Annotated in this window: 1 pseudogene; it reads right to left on the reverse strand. The window is 72.5% G+C overall.

Features of this window, described 5'->3' with window-relative positions:
- Window positions 1-342 (reverse strand): annotated as a pseudogene (locus H926_RS33760) (hypothetical protein); the annotation flags it as partial.

Below are 342 nucleotides of genomic sequence, written 5' to 3' on the forward strand. Positions count from 1 at the left end.
GGGCGGCCTGGGCCAGCAAGACCGGCGCCTGGCGCGGATGGCTCTGCGCGTATTGCACGATCTGCGGGTCATCGCGGCCGATATCGGCTGCACGCGGGAAGCGCCCGAAATTGGCGGCGGCGGCCTGCTGCGCCGGGGTCAGCCGCGTCAGATAGCGCAGATAGGGGGCGATGCCGGCGGCCAGTTGCGGCGGCATGGAGGCATTGGCCACCGTCACGGCCTCGTCAGGCTGGCCGGCAATGGCGAGGATGAACGTGCGCACACGCCAGGCGGCGCGATCGGACTGCGCGATCTGGGGCGCCAGCACCCGCTCGGCACCGGCGCGATCCCCACCGATCGCCA

This window comes from Novosphingobium sp. B-7 (assembly GCF_000410615.1).
Classification (GTDB): Bacteria; Pseudomonadota; Alphaproteobacteria; order Sphingomonadales; family Sphingomonadaceae; genus Novosphingobium; species Novosphingobium capsulatum.